The sequence below is a fragment of the uncultured Rhodoblastus sp. genome (assembly GCF_903903185.1).
GTDB lineage: Bacteria > Pseudomonadota > Alphaproteobacteria > Rhizobiales > Beijerinckiaceae > Rhodoblastus.
The window spans coordinates 1-19971 of the sequence record NZ_CAIUXT010000242.1 but is presented as its reverse complement, the minus strand read 5'-3'; the positions used below and the strand labels follow the sequence as shown (position 1 = coordinate 19971).

18 protein-coding genes are annotated in these 19971 nt (G+C 64.9%); 7 read left to right on the top strand and 11 right to left on the bottom strand.

Going from position 1 to position 19971, the window contains the following annotated elements:
- Nucleotides 1-17: 17 nt before the first annotated feature.
- Both secG and tpiA read right to left on the bottom strand, forming a co-directional pair.
- Nucleotides 18-437 (bottom strand): preprotein translocase subunit SecG, encoded by a 420-nt coding sequence (gene secG, locus QZY01_RS22310; protein ID WP_294541662.1) that lies wholly within the window; start codon nt 435-437, stop codon nt 18-20.
- 147 nt (nt 438-584) lie between these two features.
- The gene (tpiA, locus tag QZY01_RS22305; RefSeq protein WP_294541660.1) at nt 585-1337 is read right to left on the bottom strand and encodes a triose-phosphate isomerase; all 753 of its coding nucleotides are present in this window, start codon (nt 1335-1337) and stop codon (nt 585-587) included.
- Between the two features lie 357 nt (nt 1338-1694).
- Here tpiA and QZY01_RS22300 point away from each other — a divergent pair, with 357 nt between their 5' ends.
- The 4 genes from QZY01_RS22300 to QZY01_RS22285 all read left to right on the top strand — a co-directional run bounded on the left by QZY01_RS22300 (nt 1695) and on the right by QZY01_RS22285 (nt 8153).
- Entirely contained in the window at nt 1695-2303 is a 609-nt protein-coding gene (locus tag QZY01_RS22300; protein ID WP_294541658.1) for a hypothetical protein, read from the top strand.
- Nucleotides 2304-2789: 486 nt separating this feature from the next.
- On the top strand, nt 2790-4700 hold the full coding sequence (locus tag QZY01_RS22295) for a peptidylprolyl isomerase (protein ID WP_294541657.1): 1911 nt from the start codon (nt 2790-2792) through the stop codon (nt 4698-4700).
- An 11-nt stretch (nt 4701-4711) separates the two neighbouring features.
- Nucleotides 4712-6244 carry an anthranilate synthase component I gene (trpE, locus tag QZY01_RS22290; protein WP_294541722.1) on the top strand — a complete coding sequence of 511 codons (1533 nt, stop codon included), beginning with the start codon at nt 4712-4714 and terminating at the stop codon, nt 6242-6244.
- A gap of 244 nt (nt 6245-6488) precedes the next feature.
- Entirely contained in the window at nt 6489-8153 is a 1665-nt protein-coding gene (locus tag QZY01_RS22285; protein WP_294541719.1) for a DEAD/DEAH box helicase, read from the top strand.
- Nucleotides 8154-8408: 255 nt separating this feature from the next.
- On the opposite strand, the gene scpB is transcribed toward QZY01_RS22285, so the two are convergent.
- The 5 genes from scpB to argS all read right to left on the bottom strand — a co-directional run bounded on the left by scpB (nt 8409) and on the right by argS (nt 14485).
- Nucleotides 8409-9146 (bottom strand): SMC-Scp complex subunit ScpB, encoded by a 738-nt coding sequence (scpB, locus tag QZY01_RS22280; RefSeq protein WP_294541656.1) that lies wholly within the window; start codon nt 9144-9146, stop codon nt 8409-8411.
- A gap of 2 nt (nt 9147-9148) precedes the next feature.
- Nucleotides 9149-9976 (bottom strand): ScpA family protein, encoded by an 828-nt coding sequence (locus tag QZY01_RS22275; RefSeq protein ID WP_294541653.1) that lies wholly within the window; start codon nt 9974-9976, stop codon nt 9149-9151.
- A gap of 88 nt (nt 9977-10064) precedes the next feature.
- On the bottom strand, nt 10065-11099 hold the full coding sequence (gene nagZ / locus QZY01_RS22270) for a beta-N-acetylhexosaminidase (protein ID WP_294541651.1): 1035 nt from the start codon (nt 11097-11099) through the stop codon (nt 10065-10067).
- A gap of 168 nt (nt 11100-11267) precedes the next feature.
- Nucleotides 11268-12638, bottom strand: coding sequence for an SPOR domain-containing protein (locus QZY01_RS22265; protein WP_294541649.1), 1371 nt, complete (start codon nt 12636-12638; stop codon nt 11268-11270).
- A 68-nt stretch (nt 12639-12706) separates the two neighbouring features.
- Nucleotides 12707-14485 (bottom strand): arginine--tRNA ligase, encoded by a 1779-nt coding sequence (argS, locus tag QZY01_RS22260; protein ID WP_294541646.1) that lies wholly within the window; start codon nt 14483-14485, stop codon nt 12707-12709.
- Between the two features lie 311 nt (nt 14486-14796).
- Here argS and QZY01_RS22255 point away from each other — a divergent pair, with 311 nt between their 5' ends.
- Entirely contained in the window at nt 14797-15807 is a 1011-nt protein-coding gene (locus tag QZY01_RS22255; RefSeq protein ID WP_294541643.1) for a patatin-like phospholipase family protein, read from the top strand.
- 115 nt (nt 15808-15922) lie between these two features.
- Here QZY01_RS22255 and QZY01_RS22250 read toward each other — a convergent pair whose 3' ends face one another.
- Nucleotides 15923-16354 carry a CBS domain-containing protein gene (locus tag QZY01_RS22250; RefSeq protein ID WP_294541641.1) on the bottom strand — a complete coding sequence of 144 codons (432 nt, stop codon included), beginning with the start codon at nt 16352-16354 and terminating at the stop codon, nt 15923-15925.
- Between the two features lie 92 nt (nt 16355-16446).
- Complete coding sequence (locus QZY01_RS22245; protein ID WP_294541639.1) at nt 16447-17226, bottom strand: rhomboid family intramembrane serine protease; 780 nt, start codon at nt 17224-17226, stop codon at nt 16447-16449.
- A 339-nt stretch (nt 17227-17565) separates the two neighbouring features.
- Between QZY01_RS22245 and QZY01_RS22240 the strand changes: the two genes are divergently transcribed.
- Nucleotides 17566-18186 carry a PAS domain-containing protein gene (locus QZY01_RS22240; protein WP_294541636.1) on the top strand — a complete coding sequence of 207 codons (621 nt, stop codon included), beginning with the start codon at nt 17566-17568 and terminating at the stop codon, nt 18184-18186.
- Between the two features lie 165 nt (nt 18187-18351).
- The gene (locus QZY01_RS22235) at nt 18352-18957 is read left to right on the top strand and encodes a PilZ domain-containing protein (protein ID WP_294541634.1); all 606 of its coding nucleotides are present in this window, start codon (nt 18352-18354) and stop codon (nt 18955-18957) included.
- Nucleotides 18958-18968: 11 nt separating this feature from the next.
- Here the strand turns inward: QZY01_RS22235 and QZY01_RS22230 are convergent, their stop codons facing one another.
- Together QZY01_RS22230 and QZY01_RS22225 are read right to left on the bottom strand one after the other, a co-directional pair.
- Nucleotides 18969-19499 (bottom strand): gamma carbonic anhydrase family protein, encoded by a 531-nt coding sequence (locus QZY01_RS22230; protein WP_294541630.1) that lies wholly within the window; start codon nt 19497-19499, stop codon nt 18969-18971.
- Between the two features lie 37 nt (nt 19500-19536).
- On the bottom strand, nt 19537-19971 hold a 435-nt coding region (locus tag QZY01_RS22225; protein ID WP_342394923.1), incomplete at its 5' end, for a DUF3126 family protein.

Here is a 19971-nt window from a genome sequence, read left to right as displayed (position 1 = left end):
TTTGGGCTGGAACGAAATTACCGCGAACGCGGCGGCGCCTGATCCGGCCCGGTTCCAGGTCCCGGCGTCGGTTCCGGCGCTGGCGGCGCCTGTTCCGGCGCCGGCGGCGCTTTCTGCATGGCTTTAAGCTTGTCGAGCACGCTGCCCTGCCCCGGTTCGGCGGGCGCCGTCGAACCGGCGGGCGATTCGAAAATCGACTTCTGCGAGCGGGTGTAGGACGCCAGCACGGTCAGCGACAGGCTGGTGATGAAAAACAGCGTCGCGAGAATGGCCGTCGCCCGCGTCAGCGCATTGGCCTGGCCGCGTCCGGTGAAGAAACTGCCGGCGCCGCCGCCGCCGCCCATGCCGAGCGCGCCGCCTTCGGAGCGCTGCAACAGAACCGTGGCGATCAGGGCGATCACGACGAGGAGATGGATGACGATCAGCACCGTCTGCATAAAAAAATCCCAAAAATCGCGCAACCGGAAAACCGCCGCTCCGGGGAGGACGCGGCGGCGTTTGCGCGGGTCTTAACGCAAAACCCCGGCAATGGAAAGCCTATAGCCGCTGACAGGTTCGAGGTTCGATGGGCGGCCAGCCGGAGCCTACTTGTAGACCGAGGCGATGCCGAGAAAATCCTTGGCCGTGAGGCTCGCCCCGCCGACCAGCGCGCCATTGACATTGGCGACGCCCATCAATTCGTGGGCGTTGCCCGGCTTCACCGAGCCGCCATAAAGGATTCGCACGCCCGCGCCGACATTGGGCAGGAGATCGACGAGTTCGTGGCGGATGAAAGCGTGGACCTCGGCCACATCCTCCGCCGTCGGCGTCAGGCCAGTGCCGATCGCCCAGACCGGCTCATAGGCGACGACGAGATTTTCCGTCGTCGCGCCATGCGGCAACGAGCCCGATATTTGCCCGCCGACCACGGCCAGGGTCTGCCCGGCCTCGCGTTGCGCCTGCGTTTCGCCAACGCAGACAATCGCCGTCAGTCCGGCGCGCAAACCCGCTTCCGCCTTGAGCCGCACGGTTTCATCGCTCTCGCCATGGTCGGCGCGGCGCTCGGAATGGCCGACAATGACAAAGGTCGCGCCGGCGTCCCTGAGTTGCTCGGCCGAAATATCGCCGGTATGGGCGCCCGAAGCCTTGGCGTGGCAATCCTGCCCGCCGATCGCGATACGGCCGGCCGCGACTTCGACCGCCGCCGCGATCAACGTCGCCGGCGGGCAGATCAGCGTCTGCGCGCCGCCCGTCTCTCCCGCCGCCGCAGCGGCGGCGATGGCGGCGATTTCCGCCAGCGCGGCTTTGCTTCCGTTCATTTTCCAGTTGCCGGCGGCGAGCGGGCGGATCGAACTCATTGGCTTTTCCCCTTGATGGTGCGCACCGATAGCAGAGGAAAAATCCTTTGCACAAGGGGCGAAGTGAAGCAGGCCTCCGCGCCGGCCCCCGTGCTGGGCACATTTTTTGCTGCTGGGCGTACGGGAGTTTTCCCGGCGCGCGGATCGGACGCCATAATGGCGTCTCGCGCAGGCCGTTCAAGCCAATTATCGCGCAATCGCGCTTTGTCGCCGAACTTTCTTGTCGCCGGTCGTTGTTCGTCGCCGGCCTTTCGGTGTCGTCAACCCGCCATTGTCGCAACACGACCAAATCCCGACGCATGAAGCACGATACCGCATCGGTCGCGGCCCCGCGCCGTCCTTTCGCGCGCGTCCGACATGCCGCCCCACGAATTCAGCCCATCCAGCCGCTACGGTCTTGAATATCTCAAGAAGGAGCGGAAATTCGAAAGCCAGACCATGTCCTCCATCGAAACCACCGCCTTCCAGCGCCTTGAGTCCGAGGATCGCCTCGTCAAGCCGGCGCACAAGGGCCCAACCCATAGCGCCGGCCGTTTCGGCTTTCGCGGCGAGATCGCCCTCGCCCATGATCCGGAACTCCATCTGACCGCCGTGTTCGCCGCCGCCGACGAAGGCGATCAGGCGCTGTCCTTTCTCGCCGGCCAATTGGCGAGTTACAAGGAACTGCCCGCTCTGGTCGAAGTTCTCGGCGACACGATCAAGCCCGAAGGGAAATATTTCATCTATGTCGGCGATGTGAAACGCGGCGACCGCTATCAGGTCGGCTTCGGCGACAAGTCGCTCTACGTCCTGCCCTATGACGACGTGTCGGTCTATAACGAGTTGATCGATTTCTTTTATCTCGACAAGACCAAAATGAAGAAATTCGATACCGCGGCGAAAATCGACGCCATCGCCGACGGCGCCGCCAAATATGACGAGACTTTTCCGAAGGTCAGTTATGAGGAAGGGCTTGGCCGGCTCTGAATCCAAGCCGGGGCTCCGAACCCGGTTTAACTTTGATGCTCGGGAGCGTCATGGCCGTGCTTGTCACGGCCATCTCCACGCCAACGAGCCGGCGATGTTCCTCGAAGAACCCGCAGATTCGTGCATTTCCGTTGCCGATGAAGCTTTGACACGGCGTGGATGCCCGTGACAGGCACGGGCATGACGGCATTGTTAGTCTGAGTTCGTAGACCTGGAACGCTAGCCGGAAGGCTGGCCCTTTCCCCTCAGTTGAAGGGGGAAAGGGGCTGCCAGCTTGCCGAGCCGCTTCCGCTTCGCAAATCCTCGCCAAACCCTCATTCATTCTCTCGCATTCTCTCGCGGCAAGTGGATTGCGCGCGGGCTTTGGCGTTTCTATAGTCCGCCGCCAAAGCCCGTCGAAAAGACGGGCTTGTTTTTAAGGCCCGTCGCACGATCGGCGTCCAACTGTTCCCAGCGCGCCCCACGGCGCATACCAAGAGAAAATCCATGCTCGGTGGCCTGCGTGTCATGTCGAAGAACTTTGTTGGCCGGACGATCCTTGCGATCTTCGCCGGACTGATTGTGGTCGGCTTCGGCTTTTTCGGCATTCGCGACGTCTTCACCAATTTCCGCGCCCATCAGATCGCGACGATCGGCGCCGAGGAAATCGGCGTCCAGCAATTTCGCGGCGAATATCAGAACGAATTGCAGCGTCTCCAGCGTCAGGCGCGCCGACCCGTCACCAATGACGAGGCTCTGCGCATGGGCCTCGACCGCCAGGTGCTCGCCCGGCTTCTGACCGGCGCGGCGCTCGACCAGGAGGCGCAAAAGCTCGGGCTCGCCGCCTCCGACGCGGAAATCGCCAGGATCATCAAGGCCGACAAGACGTTTGCCGGATTAACCGGCGTCTTCGACCAGGCCCGGATGGACGAATTGCTGCGCGACAATGGCTATACGGAAGCCGGCTATGTGCGCGAACAGCGGCAGGCTTCGTTGCGCCGGCAGATCGCCGTCGCCGTCACCGGAGGGCTCCAACTGCCGGACGTCCTGCTCGCCGCGATCAATATTTTCGCCAACGAGACCCGCAAGGCGGATTATTTCGTCCTTCCCGCCGCCGACGCCAGCCTGACGGCGGCGCCCGACGAGGAGGCGATCAAGGCTTACTACGACCTGCGCCGCGACGCCTACCGCACGCCGCAATACCGCAAGGTCAATCTGCTGGTCGCCTCACCGGCCGAAATCGCCAAAACCCTGCCGATCGCGGATGAAGCCGCGCAGAAATTCTATGACCTCAACGCCGCCCAACGCTTTGCCGCGCCGGAAAAGCGCGCCATCGCGCAATTGACTTTTTCCTCGCGCGAGGCGGCGGAAAAATCCGCCTCGCGCATCGCCAAAGGCGAATCCTTCGAGGCGGTCGCCGCCGACAGGCAGGCCGGCGGCGTGCTCGCCGATCTCGCCGTGACGACCAAAGCCGACCTGTTCGACAAGGCCGTGGCCGAGGCCGCCTTCGCCCTGCCCCGTCCGGGCGTCACCGCCCCGGTGCAGGGCCAGTTCGGCTGGGTCCTGCTGGAAGTCAAGGGAATCGAGCCGGGCTTGACCAGAGGATTCGGTGAGGTCAAGGAGCAGATCAAGGCCGAACTCGCGCAGGGCGCGGCGAAGGGCGAGGCGCAGAAACTGCACGACAGGATCGAGGATCTTCGCTCCGCCGGCAAGACCCTTGAGCAGGCCGCCGAGGCGCTCGGCCTCAAAACCCAGACCTATGTCACCGACGCCGCCGGCGAGGGCCAGGCGGTATTGAGCAAGACCGCGCCCATTCCGGCGCTTGCCGGCGCTTCGGACCTGGTCAAGGCGATCTTCGCCTCCGATGTCGGCGTCGATAATGATTCGGTTTCGCGCAAGGACGGCGGATTCTCCTGGTTCGAGGTGGTCGCCATCGAGCCCTCGCGACAGCCGACGCTCGACGAGGTCAAGCCCGCCGTAATCCAGTCGCTGCGCGAAGCCAACGCCCAGCGCGATCTCGCCGCCCGGGCCAATGAACTGGCGCGCCAGATCGATTCCGGCGCCTCGCTCGCGGCGCTTGCCGCCGCCAATGGCGTCGAGCCGCGCACGGCGCAGGGCGTCAAGCGGACGGGCGCTCCCGGCCTGACCGAGGCCGTGGTGGCGCAAATCTTCGGCCTGCCGGTCGGCGCCGCCGGCGTGGCGCTGGGCGAAAAGGGTTCGCGCGTGGTGCTCAAGGTCACCGACGCCGTCACGCCGCCGCTCGACCGCGCCAACCCGCAACTCGTCGCGGTGGCGCCGCAGCTTGAGGCCTCCAACGCCGACGATCTGCTCGAACAATTTGTCGGGGGCCTGCAAATGCAATTGGGCGCCAAGGTCAATCAGGCCGCGCTGCGCGCCGCCATCGGCGCGCAACAGTGAGCGGCACGGCGATGTTCCTGCCCGAATTCGACGCTTTCGCCGCGCGGTACGAGGCGGGCGAACCCTCGCTGGTCAGCCTGACGCTGGTCGCAGATCTCGAAACCCCGGTCTCGGCGTTTCTAAAGCTGTCGAGCGGGCGCGAGGGCGATGTGTTCCTGCTCGAATCGGTCGAAGGTGGCGCGGCGCGCGGCCGCTATTCGATGATCGGTCTCGATCCGGACGTGATTTTCCGCGTGATCGACGGCAAGGCCGAGATCAACCGGGCCGTTCGGCTGGACCGCGACGCTTTCGTCCCCTGCACGGAAAAGCCGCTCGACGCGCTGCGCCTGCTGCTCGACGAATCGGCGATTCCCTCCGAAGGGAAAGGAACTTGCGACCTGCCGCCGATGGCCGCCGGGGTGTTTGGCTATCTTGGCTATGACATGGTGCGAGAGATGGAGCGGCTGGCGCCCGCGAAACCCGATCCGATCGGCACGCCGGACGCGCTGCTGGTGCGCCCGACCCTGATGGCGGTGTTCGATTCGGTGCGCGACGAGATTTCGCTGGTGACGCCCGTGCGCCCGCAACCGGGAGTCCACGCCAAAGCGGCCCATGAAAGCGCCATAGCGCGGCTCGAATCGCTGGTCGCCTTGCTGGAGGGGCCCCTTCGCACCGAGGCCCAGGCGCAGGACGCGCCGCTGCTGCAAAGCTGCCCCCCGGTCTCGAATACGACCGAGGCGCAATTTTTGGAAATGGTCGAACAGGCCAAGGCCTATATTCGCGCCGGCGATATTTTCCAGGTCGTGCTGTCGCAGCGCTTCACCTCCCCGTTCCAGCTTCCGGCCTTCGCGCTTTACCGGGCCTTGCGGCGGGTCAATCCCGCGCCCTATCTGTGCTATCTCGATTTCGGCGGTTTCCAGATCGTCTGCTCCAGCCCGGAAATCCTGGTGCGCGCGCGCGAGGGCAAGGTGACGATCCGGCCCATCGCCGGGACGCGCTGGCGTGGCGAAACCCGAGCGCAGGACGAGGCGCTGGAGCGCGAATTGCTCGCCGACGAGAAGGAGCGCGCCGAACATCTGATGCTGCTCGACCTTGGCCGCAACGATGTCGGGCGAGTGGCGGAAATCGGCACGGTGGAAGTGACCGAGCGTTTTACCGTCGAGCGCTACAGCCATGTCATGCATATCGTCTCCAATGTCGAAGGCCGGCTCGACCCCTCCCATGACGTCATCGACGCTCTGGCCGCCGGCTTTCCCGCCGGCACGGTTTCGGGCGCCCCAAAGGTGCGGGCGATGGAAATCATCGACGAACTGGAACGCGACAAGCGCGGCATTTACGGCGGCTGCATCGGCTATTTCGGCGCCTCGGGCGAAATGGACACCTGCATCGTGCTGCGCACTTCCGTGGTCAAGGACGGCAACATGCATGTGCAGGCCGGCGCCGGCATCGTCTATGATTCCGATCCGGCGAGCGAACAGCGCGAATGCGTCAACAAGGCGCGCGCGCTGTTTCGCGCCGCCGAGGAGGCTTTGCGCTTCGCCTCGACGGTGAAGCGCGGGCAATAATGCCGGCGATGGCGGCCCCAAAAAAAGGCTGTCACCACCAGCCATCGGGCGCGCTCAGGCGCCCGTCGAATGTAGCGCTTTTCGCGCTTCGCGCCTGGCTTCGGCGAAGCCAACGACCTGTCCGCGAGCCGCGCAATGGACCGCATCATGGCTTGCGCTGCGCGCTATGAGGGGCGATATATGCCCGTAAAACAAGAATATGAGCGTCGCGCCGCGTCGCTTGCAAAAACAGATCGGCCCCGCCTTGACCTTCGAAAAAGCCAGCCCGCCGCTGGCGCGCGCACTTCGCGAGCATGATTACCAACAACCCACCCCGGTCCAGACCGCCGTGCTGCGGCCCGAAGCGGAGGGGCGCGACATTCTGGTGTCCGCCCAGACCGGTTCCGGCAAGACCGTGGCTTTCGGCCTCGCCATGGGCGCGGAGCTGATCGGCTCCGGCGAGAAAGTCGTGGAGGCCAACGCGCCGCTCGGCCTGGTGATCGCCCCGACCCGCGAACTGGCGCTTCAGGTCGCGCGCGAGTTGCAATGGCTCTATCTCCATGCCGGCGCGCGCATCGTCTCTTGCGTCGGCGGCATGGACCAGCGCGCCGAGCGCCGCGCCCTGCAACAAGGCGCCCATATCGTCGTCGGCACGCCGGGGCGCTTGCGCGACCATATCGAGCGCAACGCATTCGACACGTCGCAGCTTGCCGCGGTGGTGCTCGACGAAGCCGATGAAATGCTCGACATGGGGTTTCGCGAGGATCTCGAATTCATCCTCGACTCGACGCCGGAAAGCCGACGCACGCTGATGTTTTCGGCGACCATGCCGAAAAGCATCGCCGCTCTGGCCAGGAAATACCAGCGCAACGCCTTGCGCATCGAAGCGGCGGGCGAGGCGGCCAGCCATGCCGACATCGAATATCGCGCGGTGCGCGTCGATCCGCGCGAGACCGAGAAGGCCGTGGTCAATCTGCTGCGCTACTATGAGTCGCCGACGGCCATCGTGTTCTGCAACACCCGCGATTCGGTGCGCCACTTGCAGGCGATTCTCCAGGAGCGCGGCTTTTCCGCCGCCTTGCTGTCAGGCGAATTGAGCCAGCACGAGCGCAACCTGTCGATGGCGGCGCTGCGCGACGGCAGGGCGCGGGTCTGCGTCGCCACCGATGTCGCGGCGCGCGGGCTCGACCTGCCGACCGTCGGACTCGTCATCCACGCCGACCTGCCGCATGACGCCGAAGCTCTGCAACATCGCTCGGGCCGCACCGGCCGCGCCGGGCGCAAGGGCGTCAGCGTGCTGCTGGTGCCGCCCAAGGCGCGACGCCGCGCCGAAAACCTCATTTCGGGCGCCCATGTGCAGGTCGAATGGGGGGCGCCGCCGACCGCCGAGGAGATCAGGCAGCTCGACCGCCGCCGGATTCTGCAGGACGCGGTTCTGGCCGAGGAAAGCAGCGAGGACGACAGCGAACTGGCAGACCTGCTGCTGAGCGAGTTGGGACCCGAAAAAATCGCCGCGACGCTGGCCCGCATGCTGCGCTCCCGCCTGCCGACGGCTGAGGAGGTCGCCGATCCCGGGTTCGAGTCTTCGCCGCGCCGGCCAACAGACTTTTCGCCGGGCAAGGGCGCCAAATCCCACAAGGAGCCGATGCCCGGCGCGATCTGGTTCCGGCTCGACATCGGCCGGGCCAAGAACGCCGATCCGAAATGGCTGTTGCCGATGCTGTGCCGCAAGGGCGGCGTGAACCGCGCCGACATCGGCGCGATCCGCATTTTCCCCAATGAGACCAATGTCGAGATTTCGGGCGAGGCAGCCAGCGCCTTTTTGAAGAACATGCGCCGCCCCGGCGGCGACAAGGTCGGCGTCGAGCGGCTCGATCGCGAGGCGCCCGCCCCCGCCAACACCGAGAAAAAGCCGAGGAAGCCGCGCTAATTTGCCGACGACCATCGTTATGGCCGGGCGCGTCCGCCATCCGCGCGGCGACGCTTGCGCTCAACCTTCGGATTTGAGCGTGGCGGCCTGGCGCACAGGGTGTCGAAAGACGCCCGTCTCCCGGCAGGCTATGGCCGGGCAGGACGAATTTTGGTTACGAAAAAATTGCTGCAAAATCACATGAGATCAGAAAGAGAACGTGTTTAAAAATATAGACTTAAAAGACATAATTAAAGCTTTTGATTAAGTTTTGCCTCACTCCTCGGACGTCTCTTCCGGCAGGTCGGCGGCGAAGGATTGCTCGAGCGGTTGGTCGCCCAGCGGCTCCTCGTCCTCGGTCAGGTCAGCGTCGTCGCGCGGTTGCGGCACGCCAAACCCCTTGGGCAGGCGGCCGTCGAACAGGCCGGCGCCCTTGAGCTCATCGAGGCCGGGCAGATCTGAAATCTGTTCGAGACCGAATTGCGCGAGAAAACTTTCCGTCGTGCCATAGGTGACGGGCCGTCCCGGCGCGCGGCGGCGTCCGCGCAGCCGCACCCAGCCGGTTTCCAGCAGGACGTCCATCGTCCCCTTGGACAAAGCCACGCCGCGAATATCCTCGATTTCCGCGCGCGTCGCCGGCTGGTGATAGGCCACGATGGCCAAAGTCTCCAGCGCGGCGCGCGAAAGCTTCTTCGCGTCCTTCTTTTCCCGCTGCAACACCCAGGCGAGATCGGGCGCGGTGCGGAACATCCACTTTTTCGCAACCCGGACGAGATGAACGCCGCGCGTAAAATAATCGGCCTTGAGATAGGCCAGAGCGGCGGAGAGATCCGCGCCGTCGGGAAGGCGCTTGACCATTTCCTCCTCGCTCAGCGGCTCGGTAGAGGCGAAAATCAGCGCCTCGCAAATACGCATATTCTCCCGCATCGCCTCATCGGGCCTGGCGCGCGCCAGAAGATCGACGGCGTCCTGCGCCGCCAGATCGAACAGCGCCTTCTGCTGCTTCTTCGCCATGATCATTCCGCCGCGATCGCCGGCGGCGGCTCCTGCTTTCGCCGCACCCAGAGCGGCGCGAAGGCGCGGTCCTGGCGCAGGTCGATCAGCCCTTCCCGCACCATTTCGAGCGAGGCCGAGAAAGTCGATGCGCGCATGGTGCGCGTCTGCGCCGGCGTCGCGCCCCAGGTCAGAAGATAATCGTCGAGCGCGCTCCATTCCACGCTCCGGCCAATCAGCCGCTCCAGCGCCTCGCGGGCTTCGGCCAGCGACCACACCTGCCGGGTCTTGAACGAGACGTGGGACAGGACCTGTTTCTGCCGCTGCCGCGCATAGGCGGAGAGGAGATCGAACAGGCTCGCCCGGTAGAGCGGCGCATTGACGATGTCGAGCCCTTCGGGGGCGCCGCGAAAAAACAACTCGCGGTCGAGTTGCGGGCGCTCCATCAGCAGCGCCGCCGCCGCGCGGATCGCCTGAAGGCGGCGCAGCCGCTGGGCGAGGCTCGCGGCGAGTTCTACGGGGTCGGGCTCCTCGCCCTTCGGCGGCGCCGGCAGCAGCAGGCGCGACTTGAGATAGGCCAGCCAGGCCGCCATCACCAGATAATCGGCGGCCAGCTCCAGCCGCACCCGTTGCGCCGCTTCGATGAATTCGAGATATTGCTCGGCCAGGGCGAGGATGGAAATGCGGCTCAAATCGACTTTCTGGCGGCGCGCCAATTCGAGCAGCAGGTCGAGCGGCCCTTCGTAGCCGTCGAGATCTACGCGAAAATCCGCGTCGCCGGACGCCCGATCCCGGGTATCGCCGCCCTGCGTCTCGAATTCCGTCAAAGAATCGACCTTCTGCCGCGCCATCGACCTTATTCCAAACGTCCCTTTTCCAAACGCGCCCCGCCGCCGCTCCAAAGCCTGCGCCGCGAATCGAACCGACAGACTGGGCGAATCAGGCCAAAGCCGCAAGAACCGATGTGAGTTCGGCCCGCGCTTTCGCAGGATCGAACGGCGAAGCCTCGGAATGACGCCGGGCCACGCTGGCGCGGGCGCGCGCAACGCGCTCCAGCGCCTTGCCGTTGAGCAGCGGCGCGGCCTGGGCCACCGACCCCGCCTCGTTCAGATCGCCATTGCAATGCAGGGCAAGGTCCAGACCGGCGGCGAAAGAGCGAGCCGAACGCTCGAAAAATCCGTCATCGAGCGCCTGCATCGACAGGTCGTCGCTGATCAGCAGGCCGTCGAAGCCGATCTCGCCACGAATGACGGTCTCGACCACCAGGCGCGAATGGGTGGCCGGAAACTGCGCATCGATGGATCGATAGACGACATGCGCGGTCATCGCCGCGGGAAGGTCGGCATTGGCGCGAAATGGCGCGAAATCGCGCTCAAGCTCTTCGCGCGAGGCCGCGACAATCGGCAATTCGAGATGGCTGTCGGCCAGCGCCCGGCCATGGCCGGGAATATGTTTCATCACCGGCATCACCCCGCCCGCCATCAGGCCAAGCGCGGCGGCGCGACCCAGGCGCGCCACGTCGGCGGGATTGTCGCCATAGGCGCGATCCCCGATGATTTCATGGGCGCCGGCCATGGGCGTGTCCAGCACCGGCAGGCAGTCGATGTCGATGCCGACGGCGCGCAGGTCGTGGGCGATGAGACGGGCGGAGGCGGTCGCGAGCTTTTCGTCGTCGGGCGTCGATTTGCGAGAAATCCGATTCGAAATCCGGCCGAACGCGGCGGCGGGCGGATAGGCGGGCCAATGCGGGCCGCTGAGGCGCTGCACCCTGCCGCCCTCCTGGTCGACCAGGACGGCGGCGCCATCGCCGACGATGTCGCGAAATGAAGCCGTCAACGCCCGCACCTGATCGGGGTGGTCGATATTGCGCCGGAACAAAATCAACCCCCAGGGCCGCGCTTCCGCAAAAAAAGCGCGCTCGTCGGCGCTGAGGGCAAGGCCGGCGCAGCCGGCGATAAAAGCGCGATGCCTCATGGTTGACTCATGGTTCTTTTTCTCCTCGATCGCGGCGCATCGCGATCGACGGCTCCCTCGCTTCAACCAGCTTGGGCGAGCCCGAACCCCGTCTTTCGACGGCCCTTCCGACACAGCCCCTCCCTACCGATCCCCTTTTAGCGCGGGACGGGCGAACAAGCGACTCCTTCAGTTCCGGGCGACGAAGCAACTGCCGCCCTGTCCCTTGATCGCCGAGCACACCGACTTTGCCGTCTCCTCGGGCAAGTGGCCGACGCGGACGCGATAGACCGTCTTGTCGCCTACCTTGGCCTGAACGAAGGTCGCGTGGCGGCCCTGCAGGGCGCTCGCATATTTGGCGCTCAGCGTGTTGGCGGCGGCCCGCGCTTCCGCTTCGTTCGGCGAACCGGCAAGCTGCACCGCGAAACCGCCGGTCTCGCCGGCATGCTCACCTTGAGCGGGCTTGCCGGGCTGAGGCCGGGCGGTCGGCGCCTTCAGGGCGGCTTCGGTGGTCGAGGTCGCCGCCCGCTCGGTCGATTTGGTCGTCGCCGGAGTCTTGACCGGCGCGGGCTTGGTCTGCGCTCCATTGGACTGCGCGCCGTTAGCGGGAGGCGCTACCGACGGCAAGCCGCCCGCCGCCATGCTCGGAATGCTGTTTCGCGCCAGTTGCGGTCGCGCGTCGGGACCTTCGATCACGCTGCCGTCGGCGCGAACCGAAACGGTCTTGACCTTTTTCGGCGTCGGGAAAACGGCTTCGCCCTGCGTCGCCTGTCCGGCGGCGGCCGGCGGCGGCGGCGTCGGCGGCGTCGGAACGCCGGCGGCGGCGCCGACGACCCGCGCCGATTTCACCGTCGCGCCAAGATCGGCGGGCTGTTCCTGTTTGGCCACGACCTTGGCGACATTGCCATTGTCCTTGCGGTCGAACAAGGTCTGCGCATTGGCTGGGGCGCTGTCGGCCTGTTCGGGCTTGATCCGCGCCGGATCGGCGTCGGCCTGGATGGTGACGACCTCCTGACCGCCGGACCTGGCGCGCATCGCCAGAGTGGCGCCAATGGCGGCGACGCCGGCCAGCAGAATAGCCGCCATGCCGTAAACCACCCGTCGCCTGCCGGCGGGCGGCGGAGCCTGCGCCGGAAATTCGTCGTATTGGCCATCCCAGCCGGCGGCGGCCTCCTGCGCATGCGGCCGCCATTCGGGTTCGGCCTCCTGATAATGCGCATGCTCGGCGGGATATTGGCTTGCCCGCACCAAATGGTCCGCTCGGGCCTGCGCCTCGGCGCGCTCGTCGAACTGCGGCGCATAAGGCGCGTGGGGCGCCGGCGAGGGCGACGGCGCGCCGCGAATTTCCTGGATCGCCGCCTGGGCGCGAAACAAGGCCTCGAAAGGATCTTCCTTTTTCGCGGCCCCCTCGCTGCCGAGCAGGCGGGCGAGTTCCGCCATTGGATCGGCGCGATTTTCCGCTTGCGGCGCCGGATGGGTCGCTGGCGCGGCGGCGCGCAGGCGACGTTCGAACTCGTCCAGATCGATTTCTGGACGAAATTTAGCGGCTGACTCACCCATGGCGCACCCTCGCATCACGCAAAAGCCCGAGACGAGAGCGCCCCTTTCAGGGGGCCTGCGCGAAAACTTCAGCGCATCTCTTCCGGAGCCTTGACACCTAAAACCGACAATCCCGACGCCAGCACATGTATCAACCCTGTCACGAGGGCCAATCTGGCGCAGGTCAAATCTCTGCTATCTTGATTAACAAAGCGTAATTGTGGCTGATCTTTGCCGCGATTCCAGTGAGAATGAAAAAAACTCGCCAGATCGTGCAGGTAAAAGGCCAGACGATGCGGTTCATGCGCCGCCGCCGCGCTTTCGATGACGCGGGGATATTGCGCCAGGTATTTGAGCAAGGACTGTTCGCTCTCGTCGCTCAGCAACGCGAGGTCCGCCGCCGCCAACCGCGTCGCCGAAAGGTCGAGATCGGCGAAAGCCGCCCGTCCCTGACGTAGCGCCGAATGGGCGCGCGCATGGGCGTATTGCACGTAAAACACGGGATTGTCGCGCGATTGTTCGATCACCCTGGCGAGGTCGAATTCCAGCGGCGCGTCGTTTTTTCGCGTCAGCATCATGAAGCGGACCGCATCGACGCCGACTTCATCGACGACCTCCCGCAAAGTCACGAAGTCGCCGGAGCGTTTCGACATCTTGACCGGTTCGCCGTCGCGCATCAGCTTGACCATCTGGCACAATTTGACGTCGAGCGTCGTCGCCCCGCCGGACAGGGCGAGGACGGCGGCATTCATCCGCTTGACATAGCCGCCATGGTCGGCGCCCCAGACATCGACCAGCACATCGTAGCCGGCCTCGATCTTTTTGCGGTGATAGGCGATGTCGGAGGCGAAATAAGTGAAAGCGCCGTCGGATTTTTTCAAAGGCCGGTCGATATCGTCGCCAAAATCGGTGGATTTGAACAGGGTCTGCTCGCGATCCTCCCAATCCTCGGGCAATTGGCCCTTCGGCGGCGGCAAACGGCCCTCATAGACCAGCTTTTTCGCGCGCAACTCATCGATGGCCGCCTCGACGTCGGAAACGCCATTGTGCCTAACGTGCAGCGATCGCTCGGAAAAGAACACTTCATGGGTGATGTTGAGCGCCGCGAGATCCTCGCGGATCATCGCCATCATCGCGTCAATCGCAAGGTCGCGCACCGGGGCGAGCCATTCCGCCTCGGGTTTTCCCCGCAGCCTGTCGCCATATTTTTCCGCCAGCGCAGCGCCGACCGGTTTCAGATAATCGCCGGGATAGAGGCCCTCGGGGATGGTCACTTTGTCGCCGAGCGCCTCCAGATAGCGCAGATAGGCCGAACTGGCGAGCACATCGACCTGGGCGCCGGCGTCGTTGATGTAATATTCGCGCGTCACCTGCGAGCCGGCGAATTCCACCAGCCCCGCGAGCGCGTCGCCGAACACCGCGCCGCGCCCATGGCCGATATGCATCGGCCCGGTCGGATTGGCCGAGACAAATTCGACATTGATCTTGGCGGCGGCGACGCGACCGGCGGCGCCGCGCCCGAAATCGACGCCCTCGACCAGGATTTCGCGCAAAATATCGGTGAAGACGCGCGGCTTGAGGCGGATGTTGATGAAACCAGGACCGGCCACTTCGGCCCTGTCGACCTCGGGCTCCTCGGTCAACTGGATCGCCAGATCGGCGGCCAGCTGGCGCGGATTGGCGTAAGTCGCCTTCGCCTCCTTGGCAAAAACCATGGCCGCATTGCTGGCGAGATCGCCGAGGCTCGCGTCGCGCGGCGGCTCGACGACGAAACGCGCCAGATCGAGATCTCGCGGCAGGCGTCCCTGCTTGGCGAACCTGTCGAGGATGGCGGCGATGCGGACATGGAACTCGGCATAAATATTCATCGGGCGGCCTCGAAACAGCGCGTGCCGAGCGGGGCTAGCCCAATTCGCCCCGTAGGTCAAAATTTCGCTGGGCGCGCCGGCGCGCTTTTGTTCCCGACTTTACGGAACCTTTGCGGGGGCGTTGGCATTTTTCCCCACTGCTTCCTTTCTTGCGGCGAATCGGCGAGATTGAGAGAATGGAAAGAAATTCTGCCGAAGGTTGGCGGTTTCCAGCGCTCATCCCGACCAAATGAACGGGCAGGGTCGCGATGGCGTCACGCCATTCAGGCTTCAACCGCCGGGGGGCGGATGTTTTAATCGGGGGCCGGGCGATGTTCGGTTTTAACTGGAACGCCTTCGAGAAATCCGGCGACTCCTTTTCCGGCGCGAGCGGCGGCGCGAGCCCGGAACGCAAGCGCCGTCCGCGCATCGGCCTGGCGCTCGGTTCCGGCGCGGCGCGCGGCTGGTCGCATATCGGCGTACTGAAAGAACTGGAAGAGCGCAAAGTTCCGGTGGACGTGATCGCCGGCGCCTCGATGGGCGCGGTGGTCGGGGGCTGCTATGCCGCCGGGCGGCTCGCGCAACTGGAGGAATTCGCCCGCTCGCTGACCAAAAGGCGGGTGTTCGCGCTGATGGACGTGTCCTTTTCCGGCGCCGGCATGCTGAGCGGCGGCAAATTACGCGACGAACTGGCGCGCGAATTGTCTGGCCGGCGGATCGAGAACCTGCCGCTGACCTTTGGCGCCGTCGCCACTGAAATCGGCTCCGGCCACGAAGTCTGGCTTCGCAGGGGCGATCTGGTCCAGGCAATCCGGGCCTCCTATGCCCTGCCCGGCATTTTTGAGCCGCTGCATATCGACCATCGCTGGCTGTTCGACGGCGCGCTGGTCAATCCGGTGCCGGTGACTTTGTGCCGCGCCATGGGCGCTGAACTGGTGATTGCCGTCAATCTGGTCGGCGATACCGCCTATCACGGCGCGCTGATCGCCGACGGCGTCCACCCGGTCCCCGCCGCCGACCGGGAGGGCGAGCAATTTCCGGGCGCCGGCGAGGCGCGCCAATTGCGCCGCCAGTTCGGGCGCGGAGCCGATGGCGCGCCGGGCATCGTCGCCGCCATGCTCGACGCCTTCAACATCACCCAGGACCGCATCGCCCGCTCGCGGCTCGCCGGCGATCCGCCCGACGTCTTGATCAACGCGCGCCTGTCGAAGATCGGCCTGTTCGATTTTCACCGCGCCGACGAGTTGATCGCCGTCGGCCGCGAGGCGGCGCGGCGCGCACTCAACGAAATCGCCGAAGTCGCCGCGATCGAGGGGCAATTGCACGGCCGCACGCCGGGGTGAAGGGCGGCGGGTGGAGGCGTTCGCGCCGTTCAACGCTATCGGGAGCGCGGTGACCCCAACGCCACAAGCCGCCCGCTTGGCGGCGGACGGGCGTCATCGCGCGCAATGCTCGCGTTCAGGCGGTGGCGATATAATCGCACAGGGCGCGATGTTCGGATTCGACCATTTCCAGCCGATGCTTGACAACGTCGCCGATGGAGACGACGCCATTGAGGTGGCCATTTTGGACCACCGGCAGATGGCGGAAACGTCCAACGGTCATCTGTTCCATCACATGGTCGATGGCGTCATCCATGCGCGCGGTGGCGACCTTGCTGGTCATATGTCTGGACACCGAGTCCTTCAGGGCGTCGGCGCCGTGGCGGCCGACCGCGCGAACAATGTCGCGCTCCGACAAAATACCCAGCACATCGCCATCGCCGCCGGTGACAATGACCGCGCCAATGCCTTTTTCGGCGAGCAACGCCGCGATTTCCTGCAAAGTCCGGTGGGGCTGCGCGGTCGTAACGTCATTCCCTTTGGCGGCGAGAATTTGTGCAACTGTCATTGGGTGTCCTCCGATTTAACGCAGGCTTTCAGCCCGTCTTGGCGTTCGAAGATGCGCCGGTTCGCGCTGGAGCGCAAGCTTGGCCCCGGCTTTCAAGCGTTACGTCTTTGGTCGAACAGGGGCGCCAGCAGCAGGCCCGCCATGAAGCCGCCGATATGGGCTTCCCAGGCGATAGGGCCGCTGGAAAGTCCAAAGCCCGGCCCGCCGAGGCCGATCAGCAGATTGGAGACAAACCAGAAGCCGACAAAGGCCAGCGTCTGGCGATTGGCCATCAGTTCCGGCAGCGAAGCCAGAGGGGGCTCCCCGGCGACCGAGATCGGACTGCGGAAAAACGCGCCCGGCTGGAAAACGAAGCGCGACGCCGCGCCCATATAGCCGGAAACGGCGGCCGAGGCGCCAATCATCGGCGCCAGTTCGGCGATATGAAAAGCCAGGAAGAAAAACGCTCCAATGACCGCGCCGAGCGCGCCGAGCAGCAGAAAGCGCGAAACGCCAAAGCGCCGCGCCACCGGGGAGCCAAAAGCCGCCAGCCAGACGCCGTTGAAGATCAGATGGGTCCAGTCGCCATGCAGGAACGCATAGCTCAGCGGCGTGAACCAGAGTTTGGACGGCGGCGCAAAGGTGAGGAAGAACTCGCCGAGCTGGCCCTCGAATTCGGAGGCATTGGCGATCTTTGTCAAGTGTTCGAGCACCGCGCGCTGGTCGAGCAGGAAGCCGAACCGCGCCGGCACGAAACCGAAAGTGGCGAGCAGGCGCAGGTCGGTTTCGGGCGAAGTCAGAAGCCGCCCGATGTGGATGAAGGTCATCGACGCCAGCAGAGCCAGGACGACGGCGGGAATGTTGAAGATCGGCTCGCGGCGGCTATCGCGCATGATTTTGGGGGCTTTCGACGGATGGATGTGCGAATCGCGGTTCGATCGGCTGCGGGAAACCGCGAACAGCGCGCCGGAGCAATCGCGCCGCTGGAACAACGATGGCGGATCGGCGGCGTGAACATTGGGTCGCGCCGGTCGTCTTGCCGACGAAGCTCGACGGGACGCAGGCGAGAGTGCCAAAAAGCTCAAGGATTTGCAACGTCAACCTCCCGCGCGCTTGATTGCCCTCGCCCCTTGGCCCGGAGTTCGCAGCGTCCCTCCGGTCGGCGGCGCGCGAGGGCCTTTCGATCCGCCATCGAACGCAATCGTCCCAAAAGCCGACCGGGGGAAGGAAAAATGAGACAGGCGACGACCCGCGAGCTTTACCGCTACTGGAATCACTTGCGCGGCGCGCGGCTGGCGCCCGAGCGCGCGGAAATCGACCCGGCGGCGATCCGGCATATACTTGCCGACACCATGATCTTGGAGGCGGACGACGAGCGGCGCTTTCCGGTGCGCATTTCCGGCACGAGACTCAACGCCCTGTTTCTCGATGAGCAGAAGGGTCATTCCTTCGTCGGCCTGTTCGCCCCGGAAGAAAGACCGGGCATCGGCGCCATGATCGTTTCGGTGCTGGACGAAACGCGACCGGTCGTCGCCGGGCTGACCGCCGCGCCCCAGGACGCCCGGCCGGCCCAGCTGGAACTGCTGCTGCTGCCTTTGCGTCATCAAGGCAAGACCCATGCGCGCGTGCTCGGCGCCCTGACGCCAACCGCCATTCCGGCCTGGCTCGGCTTGCGGCAGGCCGCCTGCCTGCGCATGGTCGCGATGCGCTACATCGACAAAGCCGAGCCCGGCCCGCTCCTCCCGCTGTCGCGGCAGGGCGACACGGAACCGCAACTTCCGGGGGAACTGGACCGACGGGTAAAGGCCCGGCGCCGCTCGTTTTGCATCGTTTCCGGCGGCCGGTCGATTTGATCGCGCTTCGAGCGCTCCTCTTCCCGCTCGCAGAAATTCCTCGCAAGGACCGGGAGAGCGCGAGGCATTCAGGCGCGGTCGCCTCGGGGCCGCGCCGGCGTAACAGCGAATTAACTCCAGCTTCGCTATGATCGATCGATTGAAGGGGAAAACCCGGCCAGCCCGATGCGCCACCATGCCAAACTCAAATTAATACCGCTGGAACGGCGGCGCTACGCACGTGTCAAGCTCGCGCTGCTCGGACGCTACATGCTGGAGGACCGGCGGGAGTTCCCCTGCCAGACGATCGACATTTCGGTCGGCGGCCTCGCCTTGACCGCGCCAGTTCGCGGCGTGGTCGGCGAGAGGATCATCGCCTATTTCGATGCGCTGGGACGGATCGAGGGCCATGTGGTCCGCCATTTCGAACATGGTTTCGCCATGACCGCCGCAATGCACGCGGCAAAAAGGGAAAAAATGGTCAACCAGCTTACCTGGCTGGCCAATCGCAACGCGCTCGACCTGCCGGAAGACCGCCGGCACGAGCGCATCGTTCCCAATCAGGTCGAGACCACGATCCGTCTGCCCGACGGCGGCGCCTTTACGGCGCGCATCGTCGATATTTCGGTTTCCGGCGCAGCCATCGCCTGCGAGAACAAGGCCCCTGTCGGCGCCCTGCTGCACATCGGCCGCCGCCCGGCGCGGGTGGTGCGCTGTCTCGACCATGGCATGGCGCTCGAATTCGCCCTGCCTTTGTCTTATGACGTGTTCGACGCCAATGTCGTGCTGTGACGAAGAAATCGTCAGCCGATCTTCTTCAGTCCGGCGAGGTAGCGGCGGCCATTTTCGGCGTAGTGGCGGGCGCTGGCGAGCAATTTGAGCGCCGCCGGCTCATCGAGCTGGCGGATGACCTTGGCCGGGGAGCCGACGATCAGCGAATAATCGGGAAATTCCTTGTTTTCCGTCACCAAAGCATTGGCGCCGACAATGCAGAATTTTCCGATTTTCGCGCCATTGAGCACCGTCGCGCCCATGCCGATCAGGCTGCCGTCGCCGATGATGCAGCCATGCAGGATCACGGCGTGGCCGACGGTGACGTCGGCGCCGATGGTCAGGGGCGCGCCCATGTCGGTATGCAGCACCGAACCGTCCTGGATATTGCTCCTCGCGCCGACATCGATCCATTCGTTGTCGCCGCGCAAGGTTGCGCCGAACCAGACATTGGCGTCCTCGCCGAGGCGGACTCGGCCGATGACATTGGCGTCGGGGGCGATAAAATACCGGCCCTCCGGGGGCAGTTCCGGCGCGACGCCGTCGAGCGAATAAAGAGTCATCGATTGCGCCTCCCCTGCAAAAACGCTTTCTTGCCGCTCACAAATCTTCGATATCGTAATCGAGGATCGCCATCTGCAAGGTGAAGGACTTGCCCTTGGGATCGTCGGCGGAAATCACGCCCAGGAAATCCTCGCCGCGATTGAGTTCGACCGAATCGGTCTTTTTCATCCGCGCCACGATCTTAAGTTCGTCATTGTCGAACAGGCGGCGCAGATAATCTTGCAGCACCGGGCGCTCGACCGGAATTTTCATGGCGAAAGAGAAGGAGCGGTCGCCGTCCTCGTCATCGACGGAGATCGTGCCGATGGCGCGCTCGCCGAAGCTCACCGCCGCCTGTTCCTCGTCCCTGGGATCGAGACCGACCTTGATGCCGGGCGCGCCGAAGGCGTTACGCAGGAATTCCTGCAATTTGCGCAATTCGCTCTTGTCCAAAACCCCACTCCATCCACTGTTCCGGTTGCGAGGCTTGCC

What these genes read in the sequence shown, in the direction of transcription:
- secG (WP_294541662.1), bottom strand. Translation starts at nt 437, where the DNA reads ATGCAGACGGTGCTGATCGTCATCCATCTCCTCGTCGTGATCGCCCTG.
- tpiA (WP_294541660.1), bottom strand. Translation starts at nt 1,337, where the DNA reads ATGAGTTCGATCCGCCCGCTCGCCGCCGGCAACTGGAAAATGAACGGA.
- QZY01_RS22300 (WP_294541658.1), top strand. Translation starts at nt 1,695, where the DNA reads ATGCCGCCCCACGAATTCAGCCCATCCAGCCGCTACGGTCTTGAATAT.
- QZY01_RS22295 (WP_294541657.1), top strand. Translation starts at nt 2,790, where the DNA reads ATGCTCGGTGGCCTGCGTGTCATGTCGAAGAACTTTGTTGGCCGGACG.
- trpE (WP_294541722.1), top strand. Translation starts at nt 4,712, where the DNA reads ATGTTCCTGCCCGAATTCGACGCTTTCGCCGCGCGGTACGAGGCGGGC.
- scpB (WP_294541656.1), bottom strand. Translation starts at nt 9,146, where the DNA reads ATGGCGAAGAAGCAGCAGAAGGCGCTGTTCGATCTGGCGGCGCAGGAC.
- QZY01_RS22275 (WP_294541653.1), bottom strand. Translation starts at nt 9,976, where the DNA reads ATGGCGCGGCAGAAGGTCGATTCTTTGACGGAATTCGAGACGCAGGGC.
- nagZ (WP_294541651.1), bottom strand. Translation starts at nt 11,099, where the DNA reads ATGAGGCATCGCGCTTTTATCGCCGGCTGCGCCGGCCTTGCCCTCAGC.
- QZY01_RS22265 (WP_294541649.1), bottom strand. Translation starts at nt 12,638, where the DNA reads ATGGGTGAGTCAGCCGCTAAATTTCGTCCAGAAATCGATCTGGACGAG.
- argS (WP_294541646.1), bottom strand. Translation starts at nt 14,485, where the DNA reads ATGAATATTTATGCCGAGTTCCATGTCCGCATCGCCGCCATCCTCGAC.
- QZY01_RS22255 (WP_294541643.1), top strand. Translation starts at nt 14,797, where the DNA reads ATGTTCGGTTTTAACTGGAACGCCTTCGAGAAATCCGGCGACTCCTTT.
- QZY01_RS22250 (WP_294541641.1), bottom strand. Translation starts at nt 16,354, where the DNA reads ATGACAGTTGCACAAATTCTCGCCGCCAAAGGGAATGACGTTACGACC.
- QZY01_RS22245 (WP_294541639.1), bottom strand. Translation starts at nt 17,226, where the DNA reads ATGCGCGATAGCCGCCGCGAGCCGATCTTCAACATTCCCGCCGTCGTC.
- QZY01_RS22240 (WP_294541636.1), top strand. Translation starts at nt 17,566, where the DNA reads ATGAGACAGGCGACGACCCGCGAGCTTTACCGCTACTGGAATCACTTG.
- QZY01_RS22235 (WP_294541634.1), top strand. Translation starts at nt 18,352, where the DNA reads ATGCGCCACCATGCCAAACTCAAATTAATACCGCTGGAACGGCGGCGC.
- QZY01_RS22230 (WP_294541630.1), bottom strand. Translation starts at nt 19,499, where the DNA reads ATGACTCTTTATTCGCTCGACGGCGTCGCGCCGGAACTGCCCCCGGAG.